Raw genomic sequence first — 25842 nt, 5'->3', positions numbered from 1 at the left:
AGTGAGCTTGCTCGGCAAATTCTCTGAACCTCTCCACGACCCGCCGACTCCCAACAGAAAGCCTGGGAGGATAAGCACATGCCAATGCATCGAGTCGCCAGCCTGGCCGATCTTCGTCGGGATCGCGGCATTCAGGTTGAAGTGGGGAAGAAAAAGCTCGTACTGGTCTGGCATGGTGAAGAAGTTCGGGCCTATCAGGCCGAGTGCCCCCATGCTGGCGCGCCACTGGCAGAGGGCGCGGTGTGCAACGGCCATCTGATCTGCCCGTGGCACAAGGCCGAGTTCGCGGTCTCCGATGGCCATTTGTGCGAGCCGCCTGCGCTGGATGCCCTGACGCGCTATCCGACGCAAGTCATCGAAGATCAGGTACACGTCGACGACCAGCCCGTGGAACCGAGACCAGAAGCCCTCGCCGACGACGATCGTTGCTTCATCATCATCGGCGCGGGTGCCGCCGGAACCGCCGGGGCCTGCGCACTGCGAGAACAGGGATTCAACGGTCGAGTATTGCTGATCGATCGCGAACACTCACCGGGTTACGACCGCACTGCGTTGAGCAAATTCGTGCTGGCCGCCGACATGCCCCCAGATGAAACGCCCGCCTTACGGGAAGATGCGTTCTACGTTGATCAACGCATCGAGCGCATTCAGGGTGAGGTGATGAAGCTCGATGCCCTCAACAAACGGGTGACCCTCTCGGACGGTCGGCGCCTCGATTACGACTCGGCACTGATCACCACGGGCGGCGATCCCCGTACCCTGCCGCTGATTGGCGCAGACCTTGCGCACGTGTTGACCCTGCGCTGCCGCGACGATGCAGAAAAAATTCTGCACGCGGCGCAGCTCGGCCGTCACGCGCTGGTTGTGGGCGACAGTTTCATCGGACTAGAGGCGGCTTCTGCGCTACGCAAACACGGCGTCAACGTCACCGTGCTGGCCCGTCATGAAATTCCGTTTGCCGGGCAATTGGGTGAGCGCATCGGCAAAGCCCTTCGGTCGTTGCACGAGCAGAACGGCGTGTTATTTCGCACCCATGTCGATGTTAGCCGTTTCGAAAGCGATGATCATGGACAGCTGACCACTGCGGTGCTTAGCAACGGCGAACGCTTGCCAGTCGACCTGGCCCTGATCGGCATCGGTGTCACCCCTGCCACTCAATTCGTCGATGGTATCCAACGAGATCAAGACGGCTCGCTGAGTGTGGACTCAGGCATGCGCGCAGGTAAGGATTTGTGGGCCGCAGGCGACATCGTGACCTTCCCGCTCGCGGGCCAGTCCAAACGCATCGAGCACTGGCGGCTGGCGCAGCAGCAGGCGCGCATAGCGGCCAGAAATATGCTGGGTGGGCAAGACAACTACAGCGATGTCCCCTACTTCTGGACCCAGCAGGTGGAAAAACGTCTGGATTACCTCGGCCACGCCGATGCATGGGATGACATCGTTTACCTGGGAGATCCCGAAGCGTTCGACTTCCTCGCGCTGATTTGCAATCAAGGTGCGGTAAAGGCAGTGGTCGGCTGCGAACGAGAGCGGGAGGTGGCCATGTTGGCGGAACGAATGAAACAGCCATTGTTCAAGGATGAAGCCGTCATGTTGATCCGACAGATCAGTGCCTGAACACAAAACGGAGAAGCGAAGATGTCACATGAATCGAACCGTGAAGACCTCGAACACACACCCCAAAATGCCGGAAAAATCGATGAACGGCACAAGCAGGCTAATCAACAAGGGGAACAGCCTCGCCATCCTGGACACGAGAAAAACGAGCCTGTCAGCGGGGATCAGAATCGGGACAAACCCTGACCCCGCTTTTGATGTTCATCGACTGGTCGCTGGCTGACGATTACACCGACGCTTGTGCTGACACGGCGCCTGAACCTCGACCGCTTTCTCGACTTTCATCCACCACGCCTCGCCCCGACTGGGGTATTGCAGATAGAACGGCTGGCCCATCTCCGGCGTGGTGATGGAAATGCTGCGATCCCACGCCAGCGCCAGAATACGGTCGAACGGTTCATGCCAGGCGTGCATCGCCAGATCGAAGGTGCCGTTATGGATGGGCAACAACCACTTGCCGCGCACGTCAATGTGCGCTTGCAGGGTTTCTTCCGGTTGCATGTGCACATCCGGCCACTCGACGTTGTAGGCGCCGGTCTCCATGAGGGTCAGGTCGAACGGCCCGTACTGCTCGCCGATCAATTTGAAACCCGGGTGATAGCCGGTGTCACCGCTGAAAAAGATCCGTTGCTCGCCATCGATCATCACCCACGAGCACCACAACGTCTGATTGCCGTCGCGCAGGCTGCGGCCGGAAAAATGCTGAGCCGGTGTAGCGACGAAACGGATGCCGTGAATGTCGGTGGACTGCCACCAGTTCAACTGTTGGACTTTCTCGGCGGGCACGCCCCATTCAATCAGCGTATCGCCCACACCCAGTGGCGCGATGAAATGTTCGGCCTTGTCCTTGAGCACCTGAATGGTCATGTGATCAAGGTGGTCGTAATGGTTGTGGGACAGGATCACCGCCTTCAGCGGCGGCAGGTCCTCCAGGCTGATCGGAGGCTGGTGGAAGCGCTGTGGCCCGGCCCATTGCACGGGCGAGGCGCGCTCGGCGAACACCGGGTCGGTAATGAAATACTGGTCACGCAGTTTCAGCAGCACGGTCGAATGCCCCAGGCGATACACCGTGTTGTTCGGCGCGGCCAGCAGTTGCTGACGGGACAGCGGCTGAACCGGAATCTCACCCACGGGGCGCGTGTGGCGAGGCTTGTTGACCATGGCATTCCAGAAGATGCGCAGCGTCTTGACGAAGCCCGAGCGCTGCATGGGCTTGTGATTGCGGTAGCGACCCTCTTCGCGGGCAAGGACCGGCAACGAAGGAGCGTTATCGAGGTTTTTTTCGATCGAGGCCATGAGGTGCTGACTCCATGAAACGGGTGGAGGTTTCTGCAGTGGCGGACGCATTGCAGAATGTTGCATACGACAGAAAGAAGTAAGCGGGAAGTTGTAACAGGCTTTTACACTACACAGTGTAGTTTCTAGCTTGCACGAATCCCAAAGAGAAGTAAACTGCTCGGTGTAATTTTCCTGCTGGCGGCCCACAAGGTCAGCATCACCTCTCAGAAGAGACGACATGACAGCCCCGACGCGCCTGACCGACCGAAAACGTGAATCCATCGTGCAGGCGGCCATTGCCGAATTCCGCGATAACGGTTTTGAGGTCACCAGCATGGACCGCATCGCTGCCCGGGCTGAAGTCTCCAAGCGCACGGTGTACAACCATTTCCCGAGCAAGGAAGAGCTGTTCTCGGAAATGTTGCAGCGTCTGTGGGCCAGCGCCGCCGCGCAGCCGGACGCCGCTTACCGGCCCGGCGTACCGTTGCGCGACCAGTTGCGCGAACTGCTCAATGCCAAGATGAGCACCTTGGGCGACAGCAATTTCATCGACCTGGCGCGGGTGGCCATCGGCGCGACGATTCACTCCCCTGAGCGGGCGCAAGTCTGGGTCAACCGCCTCAATCAGCGGGAAGAAACCTTCACCGTTTGGGTACGCGGCGCACAACAGGACGGCCGCCTCAAAGCCGTCGAGCCGGGTTTTGCCGCCTCGCAAATCCATGCCTTGCTCAAAGCGTTCGCCTTCTGGCCGCAAGTCACCCTCAACGAGCCGCTGCTCACCCTCGAAAAACAGGTCACCGTGGTGGAATCCGCACTGGACCTGTTTCTCTGCTGGTATGAAATCCGCCCAGCGGCTTAACGCTTGGCGGCGACCACCCGCCCGACGATTTCCCGGCGCACCTGCAAGCCAGGTTCGGCACGCTCTCTGGCAATCGCCAACACCTGTTCCGGTGCGGTGTCCGGACGGCCTGCATTAAACGGTGGCGCAGGGGCGTATTCGATTTGCAACTGGATGGCCTGGGCTGTGTCGGCGTCGAAAATCTCGGCAATCAACGTCAGAGCGAAGTCGATGCCTGCCGTCACGCCACCCCCGGTCATCAGGTTGCCGTCCCGTACCACGCGGTCCTTGACAGGAATCGCCCCGAATTGTTCCAGCAGGCTGTGGGACGCCCAGTGGGTCGTCGCGCGCTTGCCATTCAGCAACCCCGCAGCGCCGAGCACCAACGCGCCCGTGCACACTGACGTGACGTATTGCGCGTTCTTCGCCTGCTGCTGGATGAACGCCAGCGTCTGCGCGTCCTCCAGCAAGGCATCGATCCCCACGCCCCCCGGCACGCAGATCACGTCCAGATCAGGACAGTCAGCAAACGTCACGGTCGGTTGCAGCCCAAGCCCGGTGCTGGATTGCAGCGGGTCGAGGTTCTTCCAGACCAGGTGCACGGTCACGCCGGGCGTGCTGGCGAAAACGTCGTAAGGACCGGTCAGGTCCAGTTGTTGAACCTTGGGAAATACCAACAGGCCGATGTGCAGCGTCATGGGGGTCGCTCCTTGGTGGATGTGAGGGAGTCATTGGACGGATTCACTGTAGCCAGATACGCTTTGGCAGATACGCCATTAACCCCACAGATTACGCCAACCCTTTTGATCGAGAACGGCCATGGCTCACAGCCCCAAACCCATTCACATTCTGGCGTTCCCCAATGTGCAGTTGCTGGATGTCACCGGGCCGCTGCAAGTGTTCGCGTCGGCCAACGTGCATGCGGCGGAGCACGGGTTGCCTGCCCCCTACTCGCCCACGGTCATCGCCCGCGAGCACGGCCACATCGTGTCATCCGCAGGTCTTGGGCTGCTGACGTATCCACTGCCGACAACCGCATCCGACACGCTAATCATCGCCGGTGGCCGAGGTGTCCATACGGCGTTGCAGGATAAGGATTTACTCATGTGGGTTCGGGCTCAGGCAGTACGCGCGCGTCGGGTGGCCTCCGTCTGCACGGGCGCCTTCCTGCTGGCTGAAACCGGCGTGCTGGACGGCCATCGCGTGGTGACCCATTGGGACAGTTGCGCGGAGCTGGCCCGACGCTACCCCGCGTTGCAGGTCGATCCCGAACCGATTTTCATCAACGAAGACGCGCTGTGGACGTCCGCCGGCGTAACGGCAGGCATCGATCTGGCGCTCGCGATGGTCGAGGCCGATCTGGGGCGGACCGTGGCGCTGGCGGTGGCGCGGGATCTGGTGGTGTTTCTCAAACGGCCGGGCGGCCAATCGCAATTCAGCACTGCATTGTCGCTGCAACACACCACCCGCAGCCAGGACAGTCGCTTTGGCGATCTGCATGCCTGGATGCTGGACAACCTGGCCAGCGACCTGTCCGTCGCCACGCTGGCGGCGCAAGTGGGCATGAGCGAACGCAGCTTCGTGCGCCACTACCGCGCCCACACCGGCAACACCCCGGCCCGGGCCATCGAGCAATTGCGCGTTGAAGCTGCACGCCGGTTGTTGGGGGACAGCGCGCTGCCGATCAAGCGGATTGCCGATCGCTGCGGGTTTGGCACTGAAGAGACCTTACGTCGGAGTTTCCTGCGCACCGTGGCCGTCACGCCGCAAGCGTATCGGGAGCGGTTCAGTGCGGGGTGATCTGCGTTGCCCGTGGTCAGTCGCCGCATGGCCAATAAGAAATTAATTTTCATAAATTGATATTTTTATCGATTTTCGTGTAATTTAATTTTCATCACGAAATCAGAGATAAAAATAATGCCTGCCTGTGATCGTCGCCTTTCGACCCTTGCTTCATGCCCTGAACCTTTCGCAACGCCCACTGCCGAGACCGTTTTCATCGCAGGTCTGCGCCCGGACTGAACGCCGTCGCCGCACTGCCTGACCTCCACTTTCTCTGCAAGGAACCGTTGCATGCCCCCTTCTACCGGCCTGTCCCTGTTGGTCTATGCCGCCATCGCGATCATTGCCCTGATCGTGCTGATCGCCCGTTTTCGCCTCAACCCATTTGTCGTCATCACCTTGGTGTCCGTTGGCCTGGCGCTGGTCGCCGGGATGCCTGCCGCCTCCGTGGTGACCTCTTATGAAGGAGGTGTCGGCAAGACCCTCGGCCACATCGCGCTGGTGGTGGCACTGGGCACGATGCTCGGCAAAATGATGGCCGAATCCGGAGGTGCCGAGCAGGTGGCGCGCACGCTGATCGACCGCTTCGGTGAGCGCAACGCGCATTGGGCAATGGTCTGCATCGCCTTTCTGGTGGGCCTGCCGCTGTTCTTCGAAGTCGGCTTCGTGCTCCTGGTGCCGATCGCCTTTACCGTCGCGCGTCGAGTTGGGGTATCGATCCTGATGGTTGGCCTGCCGATGGTGGCCGGTCTGTCAGTGGTGCACGCGCTGGTGCCGCCACACCCGGCCGCGATGCTGGCAGTGCAGGCGTATCAGGCATCCGTCGGCCAGACACTGTTTTATGCCATCCTGATCGGCATCCCGACCGCGATCATCGCGGGCCCGGTCTACGCAAAGCTCATCGTCCCGCACATTCATCTGCCCGATGAAAACCCGCTGGCCAGGCAGTTTCTCGACCGTGAACCACGCAAACAACTGCCCGGTTTCGCGACCACCATGGCGACCATTCTGCTGCCGGTTTTCCTGATGCTGCTGGGCGGCTGGGCCAACCTGATTTCGACGCCGGGCAGCGCGCTCAACAGCTTTCTGCTGTTTGTCGGCAACTCGGTGATCGCCCTGCTGCTGGCGACCTTGCTAAGCTTCTGGACCCTGGGTATCGCCCAAGGCTTCAATCGCGATGCCATCCTCAAGTTCACCCAGGAGTGCCTGGCTCCGACCGCGAGCATTACCTTGCTGGTGGGTGCCGGTGGCGGTTTGAACCGAATTCTGGTGGACAGCGGCGTGACCAACGAAATCGTCGGTCTGGCCCAGGATTTCCATCTGTCGCCACTGCTGATGGGCTGGCTGTTCGCGGCCCTGATGCGCGTTGCTACCGGTTCCGCCACGGTGGCGATGACCACCGCTTCCGGCATCGTCGCGCCGGTTGCCATGGGCTTGGGCTATCCGCATCCCGAATTGCTGGTGTTGGCGACCGGCGCAGGCTCGGTGATCTTTTCCCACGTCAACGACGGCGGGTTCTGGCTTATCAAGGAGTACTTCAACATGACCGTGGCACAGACCTTCAAGACCTGGACGGTGCTGGAAACGCTGATTTCGATCATCGCGTTCGTCCTCACCCTCGGTCTGGCGCGGGTGATCTGAGTGGACATCCTGTATCAGATCCGCGCCCGTCAGGATTCCTTCAGCGCTGGAGAGGGCCGCATCGCCAAACTGATTCTCAGCGACGTCGCATTCTCGGCCAGCGCCAGCCTCGACGAGCTGGCGGCCCGCGCCGAAGTCAGCAGCGCGACCCTGTCCCGCTTCGCCCGCACCGTGGGCTGCAAGGACCTGCGCGACCTGCGCCTGCAACTGGCGCAGGCCAGTGGCGTGGGCAGCCGTTTTCTCAAACCGGAACAGGCGCCGGAACAGTCGGCGTTTTTCAGCCAGATCGTCGGCGACATCGAATCCACTCTGCGCCAGCATCTGGCGGGCTTCGACGACGCCCGTTTCAAGGCTGCCGTCGCCCTGCTCGCCCCGGCGCGGATGATCCACAGTTTCGGCATGGGCGGCTGCTCCAGCTTGTGCAGCGACGAATTGCAAACCCGCCTCGTGCGCCTGGGCTACCCGATCGCCGCCTGCCGCGACCCGGTGATGATGCGCCTGATCGCCGCCACCCTCGGTCCTGATCACAGTCTGGTCGTCTGCTCGCTGAGCGGGCTGACCCCGGAACTGCTGGATGCCGTGACACTGGCACGCAGTTACGGCGCGAAAGTCGTAGCGATCACCCTTCCCCAGTCGCCTCTCGCGACATTGGCCGACGTACTGCTGCCGTTGCAGATCGCTGAAACCAACTTCATCTACAAACCCACGGCGGCGCGCTACGGCATGCTGCTGACCCTCGACGTGCTGGCCACCGAACTGGCGTTGATCGCTCCGGATGACAATCAGGAACGCCTGCGCCGCATCAAGCTGGCCCTCGACGATTACCGCGGCGGCGACGACGGCCTGCCGCTTGGAGACTGACCCATGCTTTATGACCTGATCATTCGCGACGCGCTAGTGATCGATGGCAGCGACACCCCAGGCTTTCGCGCCGACGTGGCGATTCGTGACGGGCGCATCCAGCGCATCGGCGATCTGAAAGGCGTTTCGGCGAACGAAGACATCAACGCCGCAGGCCGCGTGCTGGCACCAGGCTTTATCGACGTGCACACCCACGACGACACTGTGGTCATTCGCCAGCCTGACATGCTGCCAAAGGTCACCCAAGGCGTGACCACAGTCATCGTCGGCAACTGCGGCATCAGCGCGTCTCCGGTGACGCTCGCGGGTGATCCACCGGACCCGATGAACCTGCTCGGCCCCGCCAAAGCATTCGTGTACCCGCGCTTTCGCGACTACCGCAACGCCGTGGACAAGGCGCGTCCGGCGGTCAACGTCGCGGCACTGGTCGGCCACACTGCCCTGCGCAGCAACCATCTGGACGACCTGTTTCGCACCGCTCACCCTGCCGAAATCAGCGCCATGCGCGAACAACTGCGCCAAAGCCTGGAAGACGGCGCACTGGGGCTGTCCACCGGGCTGGCGTATGCCACGGCCTACGCGGCAGAGACTGACGAGGTCAAACAACTGGCCGAGGAGTTGACGGCCTTCGGCGCGGTGTACACCACTCATCTGCGCAGCGAGTTCGAGCCGGTGCTGGACGCCATGGACGAAGCCTTCGACATTGGCCGTCATGCGCGATCGCCCGTGGTGATTTCTCACTTGAAATGCGCAGGCGCAGGCAACTGGGGGCGCAGCCCGCAACTCCTGGCCTCGCTGGAAAAAGCTGCATCGAGCCACCCAGTCGGTTGCGATTGCTACCCGTATGCGGCCAGTTCGTCGACGCTGGATTTGAAGCAGGTGACGGACGCCTTCCGCATCACCATTACCTGGTCCACGCCGCACCCTGATCAAAGCGGTCGTGACCTCAAAGAGATTGCCGCCGACTGGGGCGTGTCACTGCTGGACGCCGCGCGCCAACTGCAACCGGCAGGCGCGGTGTATTACGGCATGGACGAGAACGATGTGCAGAACATCATGAAACATCCGCTGTCGATGATCGGCTCGGACGGGCTACCCGAAGACCCCTTCCCTCACCCGCGTCTGTGGGGCGCATTCCCACGTGTGCTAGGGCATTTCAGTCGCGACCTGGGATTGTTTCCGTTGCACCGGGCCATTCACAAGATGACCGGACTGACTGCGACACGCTTTGGTCTGCATGAGCGCGGCTTCGTGCGCGAAGGGTATTGGGCGGATCTGGTGTTGTTCAACCCGGACACCGTGCGTGACGTAGCCGATTTCAAGGAACCGAAACGCGCTGCCGAAGGCATCGACGGCGTGTGGGTGAACGGGCAGTTGAGTTATGCCCTAGGCAAACCACAGGGAGAGCGGCAGGGGCGATTTTTACCACGCAGCGGGTCGTTGGTCGCAGGGTTCAACTGACAAAACGCGATCCTGCGGGAGATGCCATGTTGGCTGTCCAACTGCATTCGCCACCAGCGGCGGCTCCCACAATGGTCGCGCCGGATCCAAGCCCCTTGTGCGACGCCGAACCTGTGGGAGCCGGCTTGCTGGCGAAAGCGGTGAATCAGCAACACATGAATTGCCTGATACAACGCATTCGCCACCCAGTTGGCTCCCACATGAAGGATGCCGGAGCTGAGGAACTCAGCCGACAATCACCCCACGACACTCCCCAAAACCGATACTCACCTCCCCGTCCTTGCGGCAGCGCGCCTTGAGGATCACTTCATCTCCGGATTGCAGGAAGGTGCGTGTCTCGCCGCCTGGCAGTTCGACCGGGTGTTTGCCGCCCTCGGTCATCTCCAGCAAACTGCCGAACTGCCCCGTCTGCGGCCCGGACAAGGTGCCGGTGCCGAACAGGTCCCCCGCCTGCAACTGGCAACCATTGACGCTGTGATGGGTGACCATTTGCGCCACCGTCCAGTACATGTTCAACGTGTTGCTCAACGCCAGGCGATAAGGCGCGATACCCCGCGCTTTCATCTGGGCCGTCAGCAGCAACACTTCCAGCTCGATGTTCAGCGCCCCGTCGGCCTGATCCTGTTCATCGAACAGGTACTCCAGCGGCTGAGGGTCACCTTCCGGGCGCTGGGGTTGCGCGCAACGGAACGGCGCCAGCGCTTCGGCGGTAACCACCCACGGCGACAGACTGGTGGCGAAGCTCTTGGACAGGAACGGCCCCAACGGCTGGTACTCCCACGCCTGCAGATCCCGCGCCGACCAATCGTTCAGCAGACAGAACCCGGCAATGCGCTGACCGGCTTCGCGGATATTGATCGGCTCGCCCACATCATTGCCAGGCCCCATCCACACACCCACTTCCAGTTCGTAATCCAGACGCTTGCTCGGACCGAACGACGGCACTTCAGCTCCCGGTGCCAGGGTCTGGCCATTCGGGCGTTTGACCGGTGTACCTGAGACCCGCAGCGTCGAAGCGCGCCCATGGTAGGCGATGGGCACGTACTTGTAGTTCGGCAGCAACGGGCTGTCCGGGCGAAACAGTTTGCCGACGTTGGTCGCGTGATGTATGCCCACGTAGAAGTCGGTGTAGTCGCCCACTTGCGCGGGCAAGTGCATCCGGCATTCGCTCATCGGCACCAGCAAGGCATCGCCCAATATCTCCAGTTCTTTACGCTGCGCGCTGCCTTCACTCAGCAGATCCAGCAACGCATGGCGCAGCGCCTGCCGAGACACCGCACCCAAGGCGAAAAACGCGTTGAGCTGCCCATGTCGCGCCGCTTCGGCGGCTATCCGTGCCTCTCCCTTGAACTGCCCGGTTTCGTAGGCCACCTGCAAATCGAAAACGAAATCACCAATAGCCACGCCCCCTCTTGCACTGCCGCCTTCGCGGCTGAACACGCCAAATGGCAGGTTCTGCAACGGGAAATCCGGGTGGTCGTTGGCGCAGGTCACCCAACTGCGCAGGTGTCTGGAAGTGCTCATCGTTGGCTGTCCGTCTCGAAAGGTTTGAAGGTGTTGGCGATGCCGTCCCAACAGGCATCGTAGTCGCTTTGCAGTTGCGGGCATTCCAGCGCGTGGCGGCTGGGGCGCAGGACCTTGCCGGTCTCGAACATGAAGGCCATGGTCTGTTCGATCTTGTGCGGCTTGAGGTCGGCGGCCATGGCCTTTTCCGCCGTGGCGTTGTCCGGGCCGTGAGCACTCATGCAGTTGTGCAGCGAGGCGCCGCCGGGCATGAAGCCCTCGGCCTTGGCGTCGTAGGCGCCGTCGATCAGCCCCATGAACTCATTCATCAGGTTGCGATGAAACCACGGCGGACGGAAGGTGTTTTCAGCCACCATCCAGCGCGGCGGGAAGATCACGAAATCGACGTTGGCCTGGCCGTGGATGGCGCTCGGAGATGTCAGCACGGTGAAAATCGACGGGTCCGGGTGGTCGTAACTCACGGTGCCGAGGGTGTTGAACACGCGCAGGTCGTACTTATACGGCACGTTGTTGCCATGCCAGGCGACGACGTCGAATGGCGTGTGCGCCAGTTGCGTTGCCCAGAGTTCGCCGAGGAATTTCTGCATCAGTACCGTGGGCGTTGGGTCGTTCTCGAAGTGCGCCACCGGCACCTGAAAATCACGCGGATTGGCCAGACCGTTGCTGCCAATGGGGCCCAGATCTGGCAGTCGCAGCGCGCAGCCGTGGTTTTCGCAAATGTAGCCCCGCGCCTGTCCGTCGAGCAGGTCCACGCGGAATTTCAGGCCACGGGGGATCACTGCAATTTCCTGAGGCTCGATGTCCAGTCGACCCAACTCAGTGATCAGCCGCAGGCGGCCTTGCTGGGGAACGATCAACCATTCGCCGTCGGCATTGAAAAACGCCCGCTGCATGGACTGATTCGCGGTGTAGACATACACGCTGACGCCCTCGGCCTGATCGGCTGCGGAGGTACTGGCCAAGGCGATCAGGCCGTCGATGAAGTCAGTGGGTTCGACGGGAACATCGAAGGCGTTCCAGCGCAGGCGATTCGGGGTAACGGGACCTTGTTGCTGGCCGCTGATCTGCCGCTCAAGACGCTGAAACGCCGGATGCGCGGCTGAGGGGTGGATACGGTAGAGCCAGGCCCGCCGTGCCTCGGCACGAGGAAAGGTGAACGCCGTGCCGGAGAACTGTTCGGTATACAGACCCAGGGGGTGACGTTGTGGCGAGTTCTGTCCCACGGGCAACCCCCCGGGCACCGCCTCGCTGGAGAAGTGATTGCCAAAGCCGGATTGATACCGAAGGGCTTCGGGTGCGGATGTGTTGAGCATCTCGACCTCTTGTTTTTATTGAGGGCTTGCATACCTCCGTAGCATTCCGACTCACCGACGGTTGCGCCTGAACTGTCGCTACCGCCGGCAAGCCGTGCTGCTACAAAGGAAAACATGTTATTCGTAAATTGATTACGAATAACGTAATTTGAGTTCCCGCGACGGTCAAGCTATAAAGCAGCATTTTCAGACCGACGCCTTGGCCCATGACAGACGATTCCTCAACCCCAGTAGTCCCACGCCAACAAAAGGTGCAATCCGCCGAGGTCGGCGTCGGCATTCTCAAAGCACTCGCTGAACTGGCCCCTGCCACCTCGCTGTCGAAGCTGGCCGAATACGTCGATATGCCCGCCAGCAAGGTGCACCGCTACCTTCAGGCGTTGGTGGACAGCGGCTTTGCCGAGCAGGACCCCATGACCAGCCATTACCGGCTGGGTCGTTCAGCGTTACAGGTGGGCTTGGCGGCATTGAGCCAGTTGGACGTACTGAAAGTCAGCGCACCGGAACTGATCGCCCTGCGCGACGACATCAACGAAACCTGCTTTCTCGCGGTGTGGGGCAACAAGGGTCCGACAGTGGTGTACCTCGAACAGTCGCTGGGCGCGGTGACGCTGGTCACGCAGATTGGCTCGGTATTGCCGCTGCTCGGGTCATCGACCGGACGAGTGTTCGACGCGTTCCTCTCTCCCGCAGAAACCGCCCTGCTGCGCGAGGCGGAATCAGCGCACCTGAACGCAAAGCAGCTAAAAGAGACAGACCGCCACATCAAGGAAATCCGCAGCACGGGTGTGCATCAAATTCACGGCTTGCTGATGGCAGGCGTCAATGCGGTGTCTTCCCCGGTGTTCGCCATGGGCCACAAACTGGTGGGGGTGGTGACGGTTGTAGGTTCGGCGTCGGCATTGACCGATGAACGCCAGAAGGCGGTGGCGCAGAAGCTGCTGCAAACCGCACAGACCATCAGTGCGCGGATGGGTGGGGAAATGCCGAAAGCGTATTGAGGTGCAGCGCCAAATATCGCACTTTCGACGCTGAACTGCGGGGGCCGGCTCGCTGGCGAATACATCGGGCCAGTCACCTTCTTCGGTACAGAAATACCGCTTTCGCGAGAAAGCCGGCTCCCACAGAGATCAGCGCAGACTGTCAGACCTCAATCCGCCGTCAACACCCCACGGCGCAACTGGTCACGCTCGATGGATTCGAACAGTGCCTTGAAGTTGCCCTCGCCAAAGCCGTCATCGCCCTTGCGCTGGATGAACTCGAAGAACACCGGTCCCATCAGGGTTTCCGAGAAAATCTGCAACAACAACCGCTTGTTACCACCTTCTGACGTGCCATCCAGCAAAATGCCGCGGGCCTTCAATGCCTCTTCAGGCTCGCCGTGGTTTGGCAGACGGCCTTCAAGCATTTCGTAGTAGGTGTCCGGCGGCGCGGTCATGAAGCGCATACCGAGGGCCTTCAGACGGTCCCAGGTCTTGACCAGATCCTCTGTGAAAAATGCCACGTGCTGGATGCCTTCGCCGTTGAACTGCATCAGGAACTCTTCAATCTGCCCCGCGCCCTTCGAGGATTCCTCATTGAGTGGAATGCGGATCATGCCGTCCGGCGCGGTCATGGCTTTCGACGTCAGACCGGTGTACTCACCCTTGATATCGAAGTAGCGAATTTCACGGAAGTTGAACAGCTTTTCATAGAAGTTCGCCCAATACGCCATACGCCCGCGGTACACGTTATGGGTCAGGTGATCGATGAACTGCAGGCCCGCGCCCTCCGGATGGCGGTCAACCCCCTCGATGAATACGAAGTCGATGTCATAGATCGAGGTGCCCTCACCAAAACGGTCGATCAGGTACAACGGCGCGCCGCCAATGCCCTTGATCGCAGGCAGGCGCAGCTCCATCGGCCCGGTCGCGATTTCAATCGGTTGCGCCCCCAGCTCAAGCGCACGCTTGTAGGCCTGATGCGAGTCCTTGACCCGGAACGCCATGCCGCACACAGACGGGCCGTGTTCGGCAGCAAAGTATGAGGCTTCACTGCGCGGCTCGTTGTTGAGGATGATGTTGATCGCGCCCTGGCGGTACAACGCCACGTTTTTGGAACGGTGGTGGGCGACTTTGGTGAAACCCATCATCTGGAACACCGGCTCCAGCGTGTTGGGGGTTGGCGAGGCGAATTCGATGAACTCGAAGCCCATCAGGCCCATGGGGTTGTCGTAGAGATCGGTCACGGTCTTGCTCCTGCTAAAAAGTGAAAGGCACGGCGGCGAAAGTCACTGTTCAGCGGGGAGGCGCGCAGGGAATCCCCCGCACACTACGGGCGAGAAAGTCGCCAAAGATCAGTTGCAGACCGAAGATTTTCATGTAGGAAAGATTACTCCGGCTTATCAGCTTGCGCATCTGGATGCGCTGCCTTGAAGGCCGGGTGTTGCAGGGCCAACGCTTCGACCCGACAGATGCGTGGGAAAGCACTCAGGTTCACGTTGAAACGACGGGCTGCGTAGACTTGCGGCAACAGGTAAATATCCGCAAGGCCAACGGCACCAAAACAGAAGCCATCATCGCCGATCAGTGCTTCAACAGCGGCCAAACCTTCGCCGACCCAATGGCCGATCCAGGCCGTCACATCGCCCTCGTCATGACCCAGCCCACGCAATCGGTTGAGCACGGCCACGTTGTGCAGCGGGTGAATGTCACAGCCGATGAGTGCGGCGATTTCACGATGCTTCGCGCGTTCGATCAGGTCGGTGGGAAGCAAGGGAGATTCAGGATAGCGCTCTTCCAGATATTCGATGATCGCCAGGGACTGAATGATCACCTCAGACGTGTCCACCCGCAGCGCCGGAACGCGCCCTTGCGGGTTGATGGCCCGATAATCCGGTTTGCGGTGTTCGCCACCGTCGCGGATCAGGTTGACGGGAATCGCGTTGACCTCCAGCCCTTTCAGCGCCAGTGCGATGCGCACGCGATAGCTGGAGGTTGATCGGTAGTAGGTATAGAGATCCACGGGCAGGCCCTGCTTTTTGTTATTATCGTAAACTGTTTACGCAATGCGTAACAAACTGAATGATCTATCACCCAGAGTCAAGCGTAAACACGATACCTGCGGGGGAATGCATTCGCGATAAGGCCCGACAGCCCAACGCTGCCTGATCAGATCCATCCCTCCAGACGCAACGTCGCGCGCACCAGCCGTTGCTCCTCGTTTTCAATCTCCCGCAGGCTGTCGCAAATACTCTGAATATGCGCCACAGCGGCCTTGCGCGCCTGCTCCGGTAGCCTGCCAGTCACCGCGTTATAGAGCCGCGCATGGTGCCGGTCGATCTGACGCTTCTCGGCTTCACGGTGATAGAGGTTGTTGACCGACGCAAATACGGTGTTGAGCAGCAAATCGGTCAATGAACGCAGGGTCTGCACCAGCACCGGGTTGTGGGATGCCTCGCAGATCGTCAGGTGAAAGGCATGATCGAGTCGCGCATGTTCGGAAGCGGGCAATTCGTGATCATGGGCCGCGACCAGGGCATCGTAGGCACGGGTGATCAGCACGAAATCGGCGTCGGTGCCACGTAATGCGGCCAGCCGTGCGGACTCGCCTTCCAGCAGGCTGCGTACTTCGAACAGGTCGTACAGCGTGCGCGGCTGGGAGGCGAACAGGTGCATCAGCGGCGAGGCAGCGGTGATGCCCAGCCCGCCCATCTGTGCGACGAACGAGCCCTGACCGTGGCGGGTTTCGATGATGCCTCGGGCGCGCAGCAGTTTGAGCCCTTCGCGCAACGCGGTGCGGGACACACCAAGTTTCTCGGTGAGGCGCCGTTCGGAGGGCAGCGATTGCCCGACCTTGAGCACGCCGTCGACGATCAGGCGCTCGATGCGTTCGCTGACGACGTCAGCGACTTGTTGTGGGCGTTCAGTGTTGAAGGTGTCCATGGCAGATCACTCATTGTGGGAGCCGGCCGGGCGGCGCTCCGCTTGCTGGCGAAAGCGGTGTGACAGTCAACTCATGTTTATCCGATGTATCGCATTCGCCACCAAGCGGAGCGCCGCCCGGCCGTCTCCCACAAGGTACCCCGAGCCGACAACTGGTATGACCAGATCCAGCAACAACAACAAAACGTCCCATCACATTTCATAACTATTTGATTCAAATTGTTTTTATAGAAATACATTGTGCAAACGCCAAAAAAAACTGGTTCGACCAGTGCGTTTTGCCATGGACAGTAAATCCCTTCCGGCCAATGATGCAAGTCAGCCGCAGAACGTTCCGGTCAGGGACGGGCCATCAATAAAAACAATGACAGGGTGACGAACCCACCATGAATATCCTGTACGACGAACGCGTCGATGGCGCGTTGCCTGCCATCGACAAGGCCCAGTTGCTGCAAGCCTTGCAGTCGCGATTGCCTGATCTGGACATCCTCCACCGCGAGGAAGAACTGCGCCCCTACGAATGCGACGGCCTTTCGGCCTACCGCACCACGCCGATGCTGGTGGTGCTGCCCGAACGAGTCGAGCAGGTGCAAGCGCTGCTCAAGGTCTGTCATGAACGCGGCGTGCCAGTGGTGGCCCGCGGCGCAGGCACCGGGTTATCCGGCGGCGCTCTGCCTTTGGAGAAAGGCGTGCTACTGGTGATGGCGCGCTTCAACAAGATCCTGCACATCGACCCCGCCGGGCGCTTTGCCCGCGTACAACCCGGTGTGCGCAATCTGGCGATTTCCCAGGCCGCGGCGCCCTTCGATCTGTATTACGCCCCCGATCCGTCGTCGCAGATCGCCTGTTCCATCGGCGGCAACGTCGCGGAAAACGCAGGTGGCGTGCATTGCCTCAAGTACGGCTTGACCGTGCACAACCTGCTCAAGGTCGACATCCTTACCGTTGAAGGCGAGCGCATGGTGCTCGGTTCCGACGCGCTGGACTCCCCCGGCTTCGACCTGCTGGCGCTGTTCACCGGCTCCGAAGGCATGCTCGGGATCATCACCGAAGTCACCGTGAAACTGCTGCCCAAACCCCAGGTGGCGCGGGTGCTGCTGGCCGCATTCGACTCGGTGGAAAAAGCCGGTCGCGCCGTGGGCGACATCATTGCCGAGGGCATCATTCCCGGCGGGCTGGAGATGATGGACAACCTGGCCATTCGCGCCGCTGAAGACTTCATCCATGCCGGTTATCCGGTGGACGCCGAGGCCATTCTGCTGTGCGAACTGGATGGCGTTGAGGCGGACGTTCACGACGACTGCGACCGCGTGCGCGCGGTGCTGGAAAAAGCCGGGGCCACCGAAGTGCGTCAGGCCAAAGACGAAGCCGAGCGCGTGCGTTTCTGGGCCGGTCGCAAGAACGCCTTCCCGGCGGTCGGTCGGCTGTCACCGGATTACTACTGCATGGACGGCACCATTCCGCGCCGGGAACTGCCGGGTGTGCTGAAGGGTATTTCGGCGCTGTCCGAAGAATACGGCCTGCGCGTGGCCAACGTGTTTCACGCCGGTGACGGCAACATGCACCCGCTGATCCTGTTCGATGCCAACCGGCCGGGCGAGCTGGACCGCGCCGAAGCTTTGGGCGGCAAGATTCTCGAACTGTGCGTGAAAGTCGGCGGCAGCATCACCGGCGAACACGGCGTGGGCCGCGAGAAGATCAATCAGATGTGCGCCCAGTTCAACAGCGACGAGTTGACCCTGTTCCACGCGGTGAAAGCAGCGTTCGACCCAAGCGGCATGCTCAACCCCGGCAAGAACATTCCGACCCTGCACCGCTGTGCCGAATTCGGCGCGATGCATGTGCACATGGGCAAGTTGCCCTTCCCTGAACTGGAGCGTTTCTGATGGGTGCCGAACGTCAAATCAACCTGAGCGCGCAGGACCGCGACGCCAGTGATGAACTGTTGGCGCAAGTCAACGAGGCCATCCAATCCGGTTTGCCGCTGCGCATTCAAGGCGCGAACAGCAAGGCGTTTCTCGGTCGCGAGGTAGCTGCCGAGGTGCTCGACACCCGCGCCCATCGCGGCATCATCACCTATGACCCCACCGAACTGGTGATCACCGCCCGCGCCGGGACGCCACTGAGCGAGCTGAATGCCGCGTTGGACGCTGCCGGACAGATGCTGCCGTGCGAGCCACCCACTTACAGCGACGGTGGTGTGGGCGATGCCACGGTGGGCGGCATGATTGCTGCCGGACTGTCCGGGCCGCGTCGCCCGTGGGCAGGTTCGGTGCGCGATTACGTGCTCGGCACCCGCATCATCACAGGGCTTGGCAAGCACCTGAAATTCGGCGGCGAAGTCATGAAGAACGTCGCGGGCTACGACCTGTCGCGGCTGATGGCGGGTAGCTTCGGCTGTTTGGGGTTGATCACCGAAGTTTCGTTGAAAGTGCTGCCCAAGCCGCGACTGTGCACCAGCATCGCTCTGGAAATGGACACGCCGCACGCACTCGCCCGTCTGGCTGAATGGGGCCAGCAACCGCTGCCGATCAGCGCGGCCAGTCAGGACGGGCGGGTATTGCGTCTGCGCCTGGAGGGCGGTGAAGGCTCTGTGGCCGCAGCCCATGATCGCCTCGGTGGCGAGTCTATCGATCCGGCATATTGGCAGGCGTTGAACGAACATCGACTGGATTTCTTCACCGACGGTCGCCCGCTGTGGCGCCTGTCGCTGCCGACCCCTACCGGCGTGCTGGACCTGCCGGGTGATCAGTTGATCGACTGGGGCGGTGCGCAACGCTGGCTGAAGTCCGACGCCACGGGCGAAGAGATTCGCGCCATCGTCAACGCCGTCGGCGGTCACGCCACCTGTTACAGCCACGGCCTTGAAGACAGCCCGTTCCAGCCACTGGCTGCGCCGGTCTTGCGCTATCACCACCAGCTCAAGGCGCAACTCGATCCGCACGGGATTTTCAATCCGGGCCGAATGTACGCAGAGATTTGAACCATGCAGACCACCCTGAGCGAACAGGCGAAAAGCCTGCCCCGTGGCGACGAAGCCGAAAGCATCCTGCGCAGTTGCGTGCATTGCGGTTTCTGCAACGCCACCTGCCCCACCTATCAACTGCTGGGCGACGAACTGGACGGCCCCCGCGGCCGAATCTACCTGATCAAGCAAGTGCTGGAAGGCAAGGAAGTCACCGAAAAGACCCAGTTGCATCTGGACCGCTGCCTGTCCTGCCGGAACTGCGAAACCACCTGCCCGTCCGGGGTCAATTACCACAACCTGCTGGACATCGGTCGGGCCGTGGTCGACGCCGCCGTACCGCGCCCCATGAGCCAGCGCGTACTGCGTGAAAGCCTGCGTGCGGTGGTGCCAAATGCTGGGCTATTCAAATCTCTGACCCAAGTGGGCAACGCGCTTCGCCCGCTGCTGCCCACTACGCTGAAAAGCAAACTGCCTGGCCAGATTCGCCCGGCCAAGGAACGCCCGACCCGGCAACACGCACGGCAGATGTTGATCCTCGAAGGTTGCGTGCAACCGGGCCTGTCGCCCAACACCAACGCGGCGACGGCACGGGTATTGGATCGTCTGGAAATCAGCGTCACATCCATCGCTCAAACCGGTTGCTGCGGCGCCGTGGATTATCACTTGAACGCTCAGGAGCAAGGCTTGGAACGCGCCCGTCGCAACATCGATGCCTGGTGGCCGAGCGTACAGGCCGGGGCCGAAGCCATCGTGCAGACCGCCAGCGGTTGCGGCGCGTTCGTCAAGGATTACGGACACATGCTGCGCGACGATCCGGCCTACGCTGAAAAAGCCGCGAAGATCAGCGCCCTGACCAAAGACCTCGTAGAAGTGCTGCGCGCCGAGCCGCTGGAAAAGCTCGGAAGCTGCACCAGCACGAAACTGGCGTTCCATTGCCCCTGCACGCTGCAACATGCGCAGAAACTCGGCGGCGCGGTGGAGTCGGTGTTGACCCGTCTGGGGTTCAACCTGACCGCAGTGCCCGACAGTCACCTATGCTGTGGCTCGGCTGGCACGTACTCGATCACTCAACCCGAGCTGTCGAAGCAGTTGCGCGACAACAAGATGAACGCGCTGGAAAGTGGCCATCCGGAGGTTATCGCCACCGCCAACGTCGGTTGCCAGACCCACTTGGCCAGCGCCGGTCGCACGCCAGTGAAGCACTGGATCGAACTTATCGAGGACGCCCTGCATCCGATGTGATCGCAGGCCGTCTCGCCCCTTACAACAATCATCAGGAGAAGCCCATGAAAACCAAATCTGTACTGACCCAGACCGAAGTCACTCAGATCCTCGGCGCCGCCCGCGCCGAAGCGCTCAACAATGGCTGGGCGGTGTCCATCGCCGTGACTGACGATGGCGGCCACCTGCTGGGCTTCGAGCGTCTGGACGGCTGCGCGCCGATCGGCGCCTACATTGCCATCGAAAAAGCCCGCACGTCGGCGCTGGGTCGTCGCGAGTCGAAGGGGTATGAAGAGATGGTCAATGGCGGGCGCACGGCGTTTGTGACCGCGCCGCTGCTGACGTCGCTGGAAGGCGGCGTGCCGGTGATCGTCAACGGCGAAACCATTGGGGCAGTGGGTGTGTCGGGCGTGAAGGCCGATCAGGATGCGCAAGTGGCCAAGGCGGGTGTGGCCGCTGTAAACGCCGGTTAAGCTCGATAGCCACTCATCTTGTGGGAGCCGGCTTGCTGGCGAAGGCGGTGGGTCAGTCAACCTATTTGGCACAGGCAAAACGCATTCGCCAGCAAGCCGGCTCCCACGCCCTTCGGGCAGAAGCGATACCGCGCAGATTCAATCAGACATTTTTAACGGAGAGCCCGAGATGACCGAATTCGTCAACTGCCACAACCTCAAGGTGGCGGCCAATCTGAAGCGCTTTGTCGACGAGGACGTGCTTCCCGGAACGGGTCTGAACCCTGACGTCTTCTGGGCCGACTTCGATTCGCTGGTCCACGACCTGGCGCCGATCAACCGCGAGTTGCTGGCCGAGCGCGACCGCCTGCAGACCCAGCTCGACAAGTGGCACAAATCCAACCCGGGGCCAGTCACCGACATGCCCGCCTACATCGCCTTTCTCGATTCCATCGGTTACCTGCAACCGGTGCCGGACAGCGTTCAGGCGACCACCCGCAACGTCGACAGTGAAATCAGCGAACAAGCCGGTCCGCAGTTGGTGGTCCCGGCGGCCAACGCCCGCTATGCGCTGAACGCCGCCAACGCCCGTTGGGGCTCGCTGTACGACGCGCTGTATGGCACCGACGCCATCGACAGCAGTCACGGCGCCGAGATCAAAGCCGGTTACAACCCGCTGCGCGGCGCCAAGGTCATTGCCTTCGCCCGCAACCTGCTGGACGAAGCCGCGCCACTGGCGTCCGGTTCCCACGTCGACGCCAAGGCCTACGCCATCGATAGCGGCGCGCTGGTCATCACCCTCGCCGACGGCAGCCAGTCGCCGCTGGCGCAACCCGAGAAGTACGTCGGCTATCAAGGCGATGTCGCGCAACCGAGCGCCATCCTGCTGAGGAACAACGGCCTGCACATCGAACTCCAGATCGACCCCACCAGCCCGATTGGCAGCAGCGACCCGGCAGGCATCAAAGACCTGCTGCTGGAAGCGGCGCTGTCGACCATCATCGACTGCGAAGACTCGGTAGCCGCCGTCGACGCCGATGACAAGCTGGTGATCTACCGCAACTGGCTGGGCCTGATGAAAGGCGACCTGACCGAAGAGTTGGTCAAGGGCGGCAAGACCATCACCCGCCGCCTCAACGCTGACCGCGATTACACCGCTGCCGACGGCAGTTCGCTGACCCTGCATGGCCGCTCGCTGCTGTTCATCCGCAACGTCGGCCACCTGATGACCAACCCGGCGATCACCTACGACGGCAACAAGGAAATCCCCGAGGGCATTCTCGATGGCGTGATCACCAGCCTGATCGCCCTGCACGACCTGCACAACCGCACCAACTCGCGGGCGGGCAGCGTGTACATCGTCAAACCGAAAATGCACGGCCCGGCGGAAGTGGCGTTCGCCGACCAGTTGTTCGGGCGCATCGAAGATGCCCTGAAGCTGCCGCGCAACACCCTGAAAATGGGGATCATGGACGAAGAGCGGCGCACCAGTGTCAACCTCAAGGCCTGCATCAATGCGGCCTCGGCGCGGGTGGCGTTCATCAATACCGGTTTCCTGGACCGCACGGGTGACGAGATGCACACCTCGATGCAAGCAGGTCCGATGCTGCGCAAAGGCGACATGAAAGCCACGCCGTGGATCAAGGCCTACGAGCGTAACAACGTGCTGGTCGGGTTGGCGTGCGGCCTGCGTGGCAAAGCGCAGATCGGCAAAGGTATGTGGGCGATGCCCGACCTGATGGCCGACATGCTGGAACAAAAAATCGGTCATCCGAAAGCCGGTGCGACCACCGCCTGGGTACCCTCGCCGACCGCCGCGACTCTGCATGCGTTGCACTATCACAAGGTGGATGTGAAGGCGGTGCAGCAGGAACTGGAGAAGGTGGATCTGGAGGGCGAAAGCCAGCAGATCCAGCTCGACCTGCTGACCATTCCGGTGGCCGCCGAAGCGAAGTGGACCGACGAGCAGATTCGCGAGGAAGTCGAGAACAACGCGCAAGGCCTGCTGGGTTATGTCGTACGTTGGGTCGAACAGGGTGTGGGGTGTTCGAAGGTGCCGGACATTCACAACGTTGGCCTGATGGAAGACCGCGCGACGCTGCGTATTTCCAGCCAGCACATTGCCAATTGGCTGCTTCATGGGGTGATTCATGAGCACGAAGCGCTGGACACACTCAAGCGCATGGCCAAGGTGGTGGACAAGCAGAACGCGGGGGATGCGGGTTACAAGCCGATGAGCGAGAACTTCGACAAGTCAGTGGCTTTCCAGGCCGCGTGCGCGCTGGTGTTCAAAGGGTGTGAACAGCCGAGCGGGTACACCGAGCCGCTGTTGCACCAGTTCCGGTTGGCGTACAAGAAGGAGGGGTGATTCTCGCTGTAGCAACGCAGACTGCCAGGTGGATGCGTTGGTGAGATTGCCACCTTCCCTGTAGCAGTCCGGCTTGCCGGCGGTGGCGTTTGTGAAATCGCTACCACCGGCAAGCCGTGCTGCTACAGGCGGCGTTGCTGAAATCGTTTCCGCCAGCAGCGGATTTAAAACTCCAGCTTCGCCCGCGCCACCAACTGACGCGGTTCGCCAATGGCAATCGCCGGTGAACCCAAACCGCTGGACGAGGTGTAGTACTTCTCGTCGAACATGTTTTTCAGGTTCAACTGCAGGGTCAGGTCGCGCTCGTCAAGTTTCATTTTGTAAGAGACGAAGGCGTCGGCCACCTTGGAGGACGGCAGGTAATACTCTTTGCCCGAGCCGTCGTTCACACCCCAGCGGCTGGCAAAACGCGCACCGGCACCGGCACGCAGATCACCCACGCCGACATGGCCGAAGTCCCGGGTCAGGTACACGGCACCCGTATGTTTCGACACACCGTCCAGTGGCTCGCCCTTGAGCACCGGGTCTTCCAGCACCTTGGTGTCGGTGTAGGCGTAGCTGCCGGTCACGCTCCAGAATTCGTTGAGTTGCCCGGTGATGTCCGCTTCCAGGCCGCGGGAACGCACTTCACCCGAAACGCGGGTGCAGGTTTCGCTGCCGTTCACGCCGCAGGGCTCGCTGGTCTGCACGTTCTTTTTGTCGATGTTGAACAGCGCCACGGTGGCGGTCATCGCATCGTTCTGGAACTTGGTGCCGATCTCGTAGGACTTGCCCTCCTCCGGCGGCAGGTCGCCGATGGGCGAGGCAATCGAGGTGTTCGGGCGGAACGATTCGGTGTAGCTGCCGTACACCGACCAGTCCGGCTGGATCAGGTACACCAGGCCCACACGCGGTACGACTTTGCTGTCTTTGACATCGGCACCGACCACGAACGGACGGCCCTTGCCGGTCAGTTCGTCGAAAGCGTCGTAGCGCAGACCGCCCTGAAGGATCCACTGGTCATTGAGGTGAATCGCGTCTTGCACGAAGAAGGCATGGGTGCGCAGGTGGTCGGTCTGATCGCTGTTCGCCGCACTGACCGTGCTCGGTTGCGCGGTGGCGCCGTACACCGGGTTGTTGTAGTTGAAGTCAACCTTGTTGGCGCTGCGGTACAGGTCGCCCAAATCGCGGTAGTTCTTCATGTAATCGGCGCCGAACATCACTTCATGGCGAATGTCGCCCCAGTACAGGTTGCCGAGCATGTTGACGGTGGCGGTGTGGGCGTACTGCACGGCATCGCGGGTGGCGTCGCCACGACGGGTCACGGCGCCGGTGGTGTAGTTGGCCGAGATGAAGCGCGACTGGTAATCGTTGTAGTAGTTGCGGCTGTAGGCGTAACCGGTGCGCAGGGTCCAGGTGTCGTTGAGGCGATGGTCCATGCGCAAGTCGAGGGAATCGGAACGCCCGGTGGTGACGTTGAACGGCTCGTCCAGACGACGGGTGCGCGGGATGTCCAGCACCTTGCCGGTTTGGGTGTTGATCTGCGTGCCCCGGTCGAACGGCACCGAATATTCCATGTGCTCGTACGCCACCGACACCGTGGTGTCGTCGCCGTACCAGGCCAGGGACGGCGCGACGACCGATTGGTCGATGCTGCCGAAATTGCGCCAGTAATCGTAGTTCTGCTTGTCAGCGATAAAGCGGTAGGCCAAGCCGTTGGTGCCAATCGGGCCGGTCACGTCGATCTGCTCGCCGCCGCCACCGAAGCTGGTGCCGAACACAGAAATGGAACGGGCATCCACCAATTGCGGCTTCTTGGTGACCACGTTGATCACCCCGCCCGGGTCCTGAACCCCATAGAGCATCGACGCGGGGCCTTTGAGCACTTCGATGCGCTCGGTGGTGGGCGTGAAGTTACGCGCCTGCACCGATTGCATGCCGTCGCGCATGATCGAGTTGTCGCGGTTGGTGCCAAAACCACGCTTCTGAATCGCGTCCTGGGTGCCGCCGAGGGTGTTGCCCTGCTTGACCCCGCTGACCGCGTTGATGGCTTCGTCGAGGCCGTTGGGCTGACGGTCTTCAATCACCCGATTGGTCACCACGTTCACGGTCTGCGGCACTTCCACCAGCGATACTTCGGTGCGGGTGCCAACGGAGGCCTTACGCGCCTGGTAGCTGGTACGGCTGTGCTCGGTTTCGCTGATTTCGGTTTGCGAAGTGGCGTCGATGTTGGTCGCTTCCAGTTGCATTTCTTCGGCGCTGGCCAGTGAACTCATGCCCAGAGAGCACAACATCGCCGTGACCGAGCAGAGCCCCCGCGCGACGGGACGAAGAATGGGCGAAGGGAACACACGCGAACCGGATTGAGCTGTCATGAACGGATAAACCTGAGCTGTCGAGGAGTGGTGGCGTTCGTTAGAAACGAATCTGATTCTCACTACACGGCTGCCAGCGGGGTTTACCTCACCCGTTTTTTGAAAATAATTTTGATCTTTATCCGGAGCACAGACTGTGGGAGCCGGCTTGCTGGCGAAAGCGTCAGGTCAGACACAGTGGTCTTGATTGAGACACCCCTTTCGCCAGCAAGCCGGCTCCCACAGGCTTGCGCGGTGTTGC

The 25842-nt window shown here is 61.3% G+C and carries 20 protein-coding genes; 12 read left to right on the top strand and 8 right to left on the bottom strand.

The annotated features are described in order from the left end of the window. The first annotated feature begins 78 nt into the window (after window positions 1-78). Window positions 79-1617 (top strand): FAD-dependent oxidoreductase, encoded by a 1539-nt coding sequence (locus ACI5GA_RS25175; RefSeq protein ID WP_421424726.1) that lies wholly within the window; start codon window positions 79-81, stop codon window positions 1615-1617. Between the two features lie 201 nt (window positions 1618-1818). Here the strand turns inward: ACI5GA_RS25175 and ACI5GA_RS25170 are convergent, their stop codons facing one another. Beyond that, window positions 1819-2913, bottom strand: a complete 1095-nt coding sequence (locus ACI5GA_RS25170) for an MBL fold metallo-hydrolase (RefSeq protein WP_404633186.1) — start codon at window positions 2911-2913, stop codon at window positions 1819-1821. A gap of 220 nt (window positions 2914-3133) precedes the next feature. Between ACI5GA_RS25170 and ACI5GA_RS25165 the strand changes: the two genes are divergently transcribed. Then, window positions 3134-3754 carry a TetR/AcrR family transcriptional regulator gene (locus ACI5GA_RS25165; protein WP_421424724.1) on the top strand — a complete coding sequence of 207 codons (621 nt, stop codon included), beginning with the start codon at window positions 3134-3136 and terminating at the stop codon, window positions 3752-3754. On the opposite strand, the gene ACI5GA_RS25160 is transcribed toward ACI5GA_RS25165, so the two are convergent. Next, on the bottom strand, window positions 3751-4431 hold the full coding sequence (locus ACI5GA_RS25160) for a DJ-1/PfpI family protein (protein ID WP_404633182.1): 681 nt from the start codon (window positions 4429-4431) through the stop codon (window positions 3751-3753). The two genes, ACI5GA_RS25165 and ACI5GA_RS25160, sit on opposite strands and share 4 nt — an antisense overlap. Before the next feature lie 121 nt (window positions 4432-4552). On the opposite strand from ACI5GA_RS25160, the gene ACI5GA_RS25155 reads away from it, so the two are divergent. The 4 genes from ACI5GA_RS25155 (at window position 4553) to ACI5GA_RS25140 (ending at window position 9478) form a co-directional block, all read left to right on the top strand. Beyond that, window positions 4553-5533, top strand: coding sequence for a GlxA family transcriptional regulator (locus ACI5GA_RS25155; protein ID WP_421424723.1), 981 nt, complete (start codon window positions 4553-4555; stop codon window positions 5531-5533). A gap of 273 nt (window positions 5534-5806) precedes the next feature. Next, window positions 5807-7156 (top strand): gluconate:H+ symporter, encoded by a 1350-nt coding sequence (locus tag ACI5GA_RS25150; RefSeq protein ID WP_421424721.1) that lies wholly within the window; start codon window positions 5807-5809, stop codon window positions 7154-7156. After that, complete coding sequence (locus ACI5GA_RS25145; RefSeq protein WP_404633176.1) at window positions 7157-8017, top strand: MurR/RpiR family transcriptional regulator; 861 nt, start codon at window positions 7157-7159, stop codon at window positions 8015-8017. A gap of 3 nt (window positions 8018-8020) precedes the next feature. Then, window positions 8021-9478, top strand: coding sequence for an N-acyl-D-amino-acid deacylase family protein (locus ACI5GA_RS25140; protein ID WP_421424719.1), 1458 nt, complete (start codon window positions 8021-8023; stop codon window positions 9476-9478). A gap of 225 nt (window positions 9479-9703) precedes the next feature. Here the strand turns inward: ACI5GA_RS25140 and fahA are convergent, their stop codons facing one another. Both fahA and hmgA read right to left on the bottom strand, forming a co-directional pair. Further along, complete coding sequence (fahA, locus tag ACI5GA_RS25135; protein ID WP_421424718.1) at window positions 9704-11002, bottom strand: fumarylacetoacetase; 1299 nt, start codon at window positions 11000-11002, stop codon at window positions 9704-9706. After that, window positions 10999-12315 (bottom strand): homogentisate 1,2-dioxygenase, encoded by a 1317-nt coding sequence (gene hmgA, locus ACI5GA_RS25130; protein WP_421424716.1) that lies wholly within the window; start codon window positions 12313-12315, stop codon window positions 10999-11001. Before hmgA ends, fahA begins: the two co-directional genes overlap by 4 nt. A 206-nt stretch (window positions 12316-12521) precedes the next feature. Here hmgA and ACI5GA_RS25125 point away from each other — a divergent pair, with 206 nt between their 5' ends. Beyond that, window positions 12522-13316: an IclR family transcriptional regulator gene (locus ACI5GA_RS25125; RefSeq protein WP_421424715.1), complete on the top strand. Its 795-nt coding sequence runs from the start codon at window positions 12522-12524 to the stop codon at window positions 13314-13316. Between the two features lie 149 nt (window positions 13317-13465). Here ACI5GA_RS25125 and hppD read toward each other — a convergent pair whose 3' ends face one another. From hppD to glcC, 3 genes are all read right to left on the bottom strand, one after another. Next, window positions 13466-14542 carry a 4-hydroxyphenylpyruvate dioxygenase gene (gene hppD, locus ACI5GA_RS25120; protein ID WP_404633166.1) on the bottom strand — a complete coding sequence of 359 codons (1077 nt, stop codon included), beginning with the start codon at window positions 14540-14542 and terminating at the stop codon, window positions 13466-13468. A gap of 143 nt (window positions 14543-14685) precedes the next feature. Next, a complete protein-coding gene (gene maiA, locus ACI5GA_RS25115; RefSeq protein WP_421424713.1) occupies window positions 14686-15318 on the bottom strand; it encodes a maleylacetoacetate isomerase in 633 nt (210 codons plus the stop codon). A gap of 146 nt (window positions 15319-15464) precedes the next feature. Then, window positions 15465-16238 carry a transcriptional regulator GlcC gene (gene glcC / locus ACI5GA_RS25110; RefSeq protein WP_404633162.1) on the bottom strand — a complete coding sequence of 258 codons (774 nt, stop codon included), beginning with the start codon at window positions 16236-16238 and terminating at the stop codon, window positions 15465-15467. A gap of 386 nt (window positions 16239-16624) precedes the next feature. Between glcC and glcD the strand changes: the two genes are divergently transcribed. The 5 genes from glcD to ACI5GA_RS25085 all read left to right on the top strand — a co-directional run bounded on the left by glcD (window position 16625) and on the right by ACI5GA_RS25085 (window position 23247). Continuing rightward, a complete protein-coding gene (gene glcD, locus ACI5GA_RS25105; RefSeq protein WP_421424712.1) occupies window positions 16625-18124 on the top strand; it encodes a glycolate oxidase subunit GlcD in 1500 nt (499 codons plus the stop codon). Window positions 18125-18147: 23 nt separating this feature from the next. Beyond that, complete coding sequence (glcE, locus tag ACI5GA_RS25100; RefSeq protein WP_421425538.1) at window positions 18148-19221, top strand: glycolate oxidase subunit GlcE; 1074 nt, start codon at window positions 18148-18150, stop codon at window positions 19219-19221. A gap of 3 nt (window positions 19222-19224) precedes the next feature. Next, complete coding sequence (glcF, locus tag ACI5GA_RS25095; protein ID WP_421424709.1) at window positions 19225-20448, top strand: glycolate oxidase subunit GlcF; 1224 nt, start codon at window positions 19225-19227, stop codon at window positions 20446-20448. Between the two features lie 44 nt (window positions 20449-20492). Next, window positions 20493-20900, top strand: coding sequence for a heme-binding protein (locus ACI5GA_RS25090; RefSeq protein ID WP_404633156.1), 408 nt, complete (start codon window positions 20493-20495; stop codon window positions 20898-20900). A gap of 169 nt (window positions 20901-21069) precedes the next feature. Beyond that, window positions 21070-23247 (top strand): malate synthase G, encoded by a 2178-nt coding sequence (locus ACI5GA_RS25085; protein WP_421424707.1) that lies wholly within the window; start codon window positions 21070-21072, stop codon window positions 23245-23247. A 164-nt stretch (window positions 23248-23411) separates the two neighbouring features. Here the strand turns inward: ACI5GA_RS25085 and ACI5GA_RS25080 are convergent, their stop codons facing one another. Further along, window positions 23412-25601, bottom strand: a complete 2190-nt coding sequence (locus ACI5GA_RS25080; protein ID WP_421424706.1) for a TonB-dependent siderophore receptor — start codon at window positions 25599-25601, stop codon at window positions 23412-23414. Window positions 25602-25842 lie beyond the last annotated feature (241 nt).

The sequence above is a fragment of the Pseudomonas sp. Pseu.R1 genome (assembly GCF_045764065.1).
Classification (GTDB): domain Bacteria; phylum Pseudomonadota; class Gammaproteobacteria; order Pseudomonadales; family Pseudomonadaceae; genus Aquipseudomonas.
The sequence above is the reverse complement of the archived record's forward strand: the minus strand, read 5'-3'. Positions and strand labels throughout refer to the sequence as shown.

Coding starts and splice junctions, on each gene's coding strand:
- fahA (WP_421424718.1), bottom strand. CDS start 11,002: ATGAGCACTTCCAGACACCTGCGCAGTTGGGTGACCTGCGCCAACGAC.
- ACI5GA_RS25155 (WP_421424723.1), top strand. CDS start 4,553: ATGGCTCACAGCCCCAAACCCATTCACATTCTGGCGTTCCCCAATGTG.
- ACI5GA_RS25125 (WP_421424715.1), top strand. CDS start 12,522: ATGACAGACGATTCCTCAACCCCAGTAGTCCCACGCCAACAAAAGGTG.
- ACI5GA_RS25175 (WP_421424726.1), top strand. CDS start 79: ATGCCAATGCATCGAGTCGCCAGCCTGGCCGATCTTCGTCGGGATCGC.
- ACI5GA_RS25085 (WP_421424707.1), top strand. CDS start 21,070: ATGACCGAATTCGTCAACTGCCACAACCTCAAGGTGGCGGCCAATCTG.
- ACI5GA_RS25140 (WP_421424719.1), top strand. CDS start 8,021: ATGCTTTATGACCTGATCATTCGCGACGCGCTAGTGATCGATGGCAGC.
- glcC (WP_404633162.1), bottom strand. CDS start 16,238: ATGGACACCTTCAACACTGAACGCCCACAACAAGTCGCTGACGTCGTC.
- ACI5GA_RS25170 (WP_404633186.1), bottom strand. CDS start 2,913: ATGGCCTCGATCGAAAAAAACCTCGATAACGCTCCTTCGTTGCCGGTC.
- ACI5GA_RS25165 (WP_421424724.1), top strand. CDS start 3,134: ATGACAGCCCCGACGCGCCTGACCGACCGAAAACGTGAATCCATCGTG.
- ACI5GA_RS25090 (WP_404633156.1), top strand. CDS start 20,493: ATGAAAACCAAATCTGTACTGACCCAGACCGAAGTCACTCAGATCCTC.
- glcF (WP_421424709.1), top strand. CDS start 19,225: ATGCAGACCACCCTGAGCGAACAGGCGAAAAGCCTGCCCCGTGGCGAC.
- ACI5GA_RS25150 (WP_421424721.1), top strand. CDS start 5,807: ATGCCCCCTTCTACCGGCCTGTCCCTGTTGGTCTATGCCGCCATCGCG.
- hmgA (WP_421424716.1), bottom strand. CDS start 12,315: ATGCTCAACACATCCGCACCCGAAGCCCTTCGGTATCAATCCGGCTTT.
- glcD (WP_421424712.1), top strand. CDS start 16,625: ATGAATATCCTGTACGACGAACGCGTCGATGGCGCGTTGCCTGCCATC.
- ACI5GA_RS25080 (WP_421424706.1), bottom strand. CDS start 25,601: ATGACAGCTCAATCCGGTTCGCGTGTGTTCCCTTCGCCCATTCTTCGT.
- ACI5GA_RS25160 (WP_404633182.1), bottom strand. CDS start 4,431: ATGACGCTGCACATCGGCCTGTTGGTATTTCCCAAGGTTCAACAACTG.